Annotated in this window: 4 protein-coding genes; all 4 read left to right on the top strand. The window is 67.9% G+C overall.

Features of this window, described 5'->3' with window-relative positions:
• Positions 1–81: 81 nt before the first annotated feature.
• The 4 genes from AX685_RS18620 to AX685_RS18605 all read left to right on the top strand — a co-directional run bounded on the left by AX685_RS18620 (position 82) and on the right by AX685_RS18605 (position 4,939).
• A complete protein-coding gene (locus tag AX685_RS18620) occupies positions 82–1,161 on the top strand; it encodes a sensor histidine kinase (protein WP_066491340.1) in 1,080 nt (359 codons plus the stop codon).
• Entirely contained in the window at positions 1,161–1,964 is an 804-nt protein-coding gene (locus AX685_RS18615; protein ID WP_066491332.1) for a LytR/AlgR family response regulator transcription factor, read from the top strand. Before AX685_RS18620 ends, AX685_RS18615 begins: the two co-directional genes overlap by 1 nt.
• On the top strand, positions 1,961–2,890 hold the full coding sequence (gene trhO, locus AX685_RS18610; RefSeq protein ID WP_231792297.1) for an oxygen-dependent tRNA uridine(34) hydroxylase TrhO: 930 nt from the start codon (positions 1,961–1,963) through the stop codon (positions 2,888–2,890). Before AX685_RS18615 ends, trhO begins: the two co-directional genes overlap by 4 nt.
• Before the next feature lie 192 nt (positions 2,891–3,082).
• Positions 3,083–4,939: an ABC-F family ATP-binding cassette domain-containing protein gene (locus tag AX685_RS18605; RefSeq protein WP_066491330.1), complete on the top strand. Its 1,857-nt coding sequence runs from the start codon at positions 3,083–3,085 to the stop codon at positions 4,937–4,939.
• Positions 4,940–5,259 lie beyond the last annotated feature (320 nt).

Below are 5,259 nucleotides of genomic sequence, written 5' to 3'. Positions count from 1 at the left end.
GCCCCCGTCGCCTCGACCGGGGCCGCCGCCTCCCGCCCGCCCGCCGCGACCGGCTATGTCTCCGCCGCGGGGCAGCGCCCGCTGTTCGTCCGCCCGTTCTTCGAGGACAAGTCGCGCGCCTTCTGGAAGCTGCAGGCGGCGGGATGGAGCGGCTATCTGATCCTGCGCTCGGTGTCGTCGCTGTCGGGCAATTTCTCGCTCCAGACGATCGTGCCGGTGATCGTCGAATCGATCGTCGGCTATTGCATCACGCTGCTGCTCTCGACGCTGTACGGCTATTACCGCTCGTTGCCGCGCGTCACCGGCATCATGCTGACGATCTTCACGCTGGCGGCGGCGACGTTCCTCTATGCGCTGCTCGACGCCTTCTCGTTCAGCTTCATCAAATTCGCCGCGCCGGGCGTCGACCTATCGCTGCTGCTGGGCACGTTGTTCCTCAATTTCACCGTGCTGGCGGGGTGGTCGGCGCTGTATTTCGGGATCAACTTCTATCTGATCGTCGAGGATCAGATCGACCAGATGGAGCATCTGGAGAATCAGGCCTCCTCGGCGCAGCTGGCGATGCTGCGCTATCAGCTGAACCCGCATTTCCTGTTCAACACGCTCAATTCGATCTCGACGCTGGTGCTGCTGAAACAGACCGAGCGCGCCAATGCGATGCTCAGCCGGCTGTCGTCGTTCCTGCGCTACACGCTGGCGAACGAACCCACCGCGTACGTCACCGTCGCGCAGGAGGTGGAGACGCTGAAACTGTATCTCGAGATCGAGAAGATGCGCTTCGAGGACCGGCTGCGCCCGAAGTTCGAGATCGATCCCGCGGCGGAAAAGGCGCGCCTGCCCTCGCTGCTGCTCCAGCCGCTGGTCGAAAATGCGATCAAATACGCCGTCACCCCGCAGGAGGACGGCGCCGAAATCTGCGTCGCCGTTCGGCTCGTCGGCGACAGGGTGCTGCTGGGCGTATCCGACACCGGACCGGGTTTGATGCCGACGAAATCGCGGCCATCCCTTTCAACCGGCGTGGGTATCGCCAATATCAGGGAGCGGCTGGCGCAGGCTTATGGGCCTGATCACCGCTTCGATGTGCGTGCCATGCCGACGGGCGGGTTCGGGGTCGAGATCGAGATCCCGTTCCAGCTCGAAGTACCGAACAGAGAGGTGTGATGACCATTCGTACCATCCTCGTCGACGACGAGCCGCTTTCCATCCAGGGGCTGGAGCTCCGCCTCGCGGCGCACGACGACGTCGAGATCATCGCCAAGTGCCAGAACGGGCGCGAGGCGATCAGCGCGATCAAGACCCATAAGCCCGACCTCGTCTTCCTCGACATCCAGATGCCCGGTTTCGACGGCTTTTCAGTCGTGCAGGGGCTGCTGGACGTCGAACCGCCGCTGTTCGTGTTCGTCACCGCTTATTCCGATCACGCGATCCGCGCGTTCGAGGCGCAGGCGACCGATTACCTGATGAAACCGGTCGAGGAAGCGCGGCTGGCCGACACGCTCGATCGCGTTCGCCAGCGCCTGTCGGAGCGGCAGAGCGTCGGCGAGGCGGAGAAGCTGAAGGAAGTGTTGGCCGAACACGCACCCGAGGCGGCGGCGGAGATCGGCGACGGCAATGCCGAACAGCCCAATGCCAGCCGGTTCGAGAAGATGATCAACATCAAAGACCGCGGGCAGATCTTCCGCGTCGACGTCGACACGATCGAGCGGATCGACGCGGCCGGCGATTACATGTGCATCTACACCGGCGACAACACGCTGATCCTGCGCGAGACGATGAAGGACCTGGAAAAGCGGCTCGACCCTCGCCGGTTCCAGCGCATCCACCGCTCGACGATCGTCAACCTCGACCTGGTCAAGCAGGTGAAGCCGCACACCAACGGCGAATGTTTCCTGGTGCTCGATTCGGGCGCCAGCGTGAAGGTCAGCCGCAGCTATCGCGACGTGGTGGCGCGCTTCGTCCATTGACGACCCAGCTGCCGATCCGGGTTTCCGCGCTCTACCGCTTCGCCCGACTCGACGATCCGCACGCCGCGCGCGGCCCGCTGCTGGCGGCCGCGCGCGACGCGGGGGTGAAGGGAACGTTGCTGCTGGCGCATGAGGGCGTCAACGGCACGATCGCGGGCGCCCCCGAGGCGCTCGACCGCGTGATCGCGCAGGTCCGCGCGCTGCCGGGCTGCGCCAACCTGTCGCTCAAGCACAGCTGGTTCGATGCCAACCCCTTCCACCGGCTGAAGGTGAAGGTGAAGCGCGAGATCGTGACGATGGGCGTCGCGGTCGATCCGCTGACGGATGCCGGCACCTATGTGGCGCCCGCCGACTGGAACACGCTGATCGCCGATCCGGAGACGCTCGTGATCGACACGCGCAACGATTACGAGGTGGCGGTCGGCACCTTCGCCGGCGCGGTCGATCCCGGCACCGCCAGCTTCGCCGACTTCCCCGCCTGGTTCCGCGCGCACCGCGGCGACCTGATGGCGGGCAAGCGGCGCGTGGCGATGTTCTGCACCGGCGGCATCCGCTGTGAGAAATCCACCGCCTTCCTGAAGGGCGAGGGGGTGGAGGCGGTCCACCACCTCGACGGCGGCATCCTGCGCTACCTGGAGGAAGTGCCCGCGGCCGACAGCCTGTGGGACGGCGAATGTTTCGTCTTCGATCAGCGCGTCGCGGTCGGGCACGGGCTCGCGCCGGGCACACATGTGCTGTGCCACGCCTGCCGGATGCCGGTCAGCCCCGCCGACTGCGCCTCGCCGCTGTATGTCGAGGGCGTCAGCTGCCCCGCGTGCCAGGCCACCCGCGACGATGCGCAACGCGCCGCCGCCGCCGAACGCCACCGCCAGCAACGCCTCGCCGAAGCGCGCGGCGAGGCGCATGTCGGGCGGCGGTTCGACTAAGCTTCGTTCGCCTGCCCCCAGCCCGCTGCGTCCCCCCAGCGAAAGCTGTTGTCCTTCGCGGCACGGGCGCCCCGCCAGCCAATCAGCAGATCCCGGCCTTCGCCGGGATGACGTGCGGGGCGAGAGGCGGCCGCCACACCGTCCCGCCCCACCTTCCCGATCCCGCCGCAATGCGGTACAGCGCCGCGCATCATGCTCAACCTCAACGGCATCACCGTGCGCCTCGGCGGGCGCACGATCCTCGACAGCGCCAGCGCCGCCTTGCCGCCGGGGAGTCGCGTCGGACTGATCGGGCGCAACGGCGCGGGCAAGTCGACGATGGTCCGCGTCATCGCCGGCCTGCTGGAGCCGGACGACGGCACCCTGGACATGCCGCGCGGCGCGCGCATCGGCTATATCGCGCAGGAGGCGCCCGCCGGCGACAGCACGCCGTTCGATACCGTGCTGGCCGCCGACACCGAGCGTGCCGCGCTCTTCGCCGAGGCGGAGACGTGCGAGGACATGGACCGGCTGGGCGACATCCACGAACGGCTGATCGCGATCGACGCCCACGCCGCGCCCGCCCGCGCCGCGCGCATCCTGGTCGGCCTGGGTTTCGACGAGGAAGCGCAGCAGCGCCCGCTCGACAGCTTCTCGGGTGGGTGGAAGATGCGCGTCGCGCTCGCCGCGCTGCTGTTCTCGCAACCCGATCTGCTGCTGCTCGACGAACCGTCGAACCACCTCGATCTGGAGGCGGTGATGTGGCTGGAGGATTTCCTCAAATCCTATCGCGCGACGATCGTGGTGGTCAGCCACGAACGCGATTTCCTCAACAACGTCGTCGATCACATCCTGCATCTGCAAGGCGGCAAGACGACGCTTTACGTCGGCGGCTATGACGCCTTCGAGCGCCAGCGTGCCGAACGCATGGCGCAACTGGCCGCGGCGAAGGCCAATCAGGAGGCGCAGCGCGCGAAGCTTCAGGATTATGTCGCGCGCAATTCCGCCCGCGCCTCCACCGCCAAACAGGCGCAGAGCCGCGCCAAGATGCTGGCGAAGATGCAGCCGATCGCGGAGATGGCGAACGACCCGACGCTCAGCTTCGATTTCCCCAATCCCACCGAACTGCGCCCGCCGCTCATCACGCTCGACCATGCCAGCGTCGGCTATGGCGACACGCCGATCCTGTCGCGGCTCAACCTGCGGCTCGATCCCGACGATCGCATCGCGCTGCTCGGCCGCAACGGCAACGGCAAGACCACGCTGGCGCGGCTGCTGGCGGCGCAGCTGGCGCCGCTCGACGGGCACATGTCCGCCACCGGCAAGATGAAGGTCGGATACTTCACCCAGTATCAGGTCGAGGAACTTGACCCCGACGACACGCCGCTGGCGCATATGACGCGCACCATGACGGGCGCGACACCCGCGGCGGTGCGCGCGCAGCTGGGCCGGTTCGGCTTTTCGGGCGATCGTGCCACCGCGCGCGTCGGCACGATGTCCGGCGGGGAGCGCGCGCGACTGGCGCTGGCGCTGGTCACGCGCGAGGCCCCGCACCTGCTGATCCTCGACGAGCCAACCAACCACCTCGACGTCGACGCGCGCGAGGCGCTGGTGCAGGCGCTCAACGCCTATACCGGCGCGGTGCTGCTGGTCAGCCACGACCGCCATATGGTGGAACTGACCGCCGACCGGCTGGTGCTGGTCGACAAGGGGCAGGCGCGCGAATTCGACGGCACGCTCGACGATTATATCGCGATGGTGCTGGCGGGCGAGGGCAAGCCGGCGGGCGCGAAGGGCAATAAGAAGGACGACCGCCGCGCCGCCGCCGAACGGCGCGAGGCGGACAAGGCGCTCAAGAAGCGCGCCCGCGACGCCGAGGCGGAGGTCGCCCGGCTGACCGAGGAGCGCAGCGCGGTCGACCGCGCGATGTTCGACCCGTCGACCGCCGACCCGAAGCTGTCGAAACTCACCATGACCGATCTGATGAAGCGCCGCGCCGACCTGTCCGAACGGATCGAGGCGGCCGAGGCGCTGTGGATGGAGGCGAGCGAGGCGCTGGAGACGGCGTAACGCCGTCACACGCCGCGCCAGTCCTCCACTATCGTCGCCCCGGCGCAGGCTGGGGCCTTCCCGTGGCAGACACACACCCACCAGTTCCCAGCCCGCGCCGGGATGACGGACAGGGCGCCCCCCGGCCCCAGGGGACTGGCCATGCCCACGCGCGCATGTCATGTACCGCCTTTGCGCGGGGGGCCGCGCCGGTCATCGAATCCGCGGAATCATCACCAGAATGCAGAGATTTCTCATCGGCGTCGCGGGCATCGCCGTCATCCTCCTTCTGGCGGTGCTGCTGTCGGCGGATCGCCGCGCGATCCGGCTACGCATCGTCG

The sequence above is a fragment of the Sphingomonas sp. CCH9-F2 genome (genome assembly GCF_001556735.1).
In the GTDB taxonomy this organism is placed as follows: Bacteria; Pseudomonadota; Alphaproteobacteria; order Sphingomonadales; family Sphingomonadaceae; genus Sphingomonas; species Sphingomonas ginsenosidimutans.
Note: the sequence above shows the minus strand (reverse complement) of the source record. Positions and strands in the feature narration are given on the sequence as shown.

Bases quoted from the DNA above. Each gene is read 5' to 3' on its own strand.
- AX685_RS18615 (WP_066491332.1), top strand. From the start codon at position 1,161: ATGACCATTCGTACCATCCTCGTCGACGACGAGCCGCTTTCCATCCAG.
- AX685_RS18605 (WP_066491330.1), top strand. From the start codon at position 3,083: ATGCTCAACCTCAACGGCATCACCGTGCGCCTCGGCGGGCGCACGATC.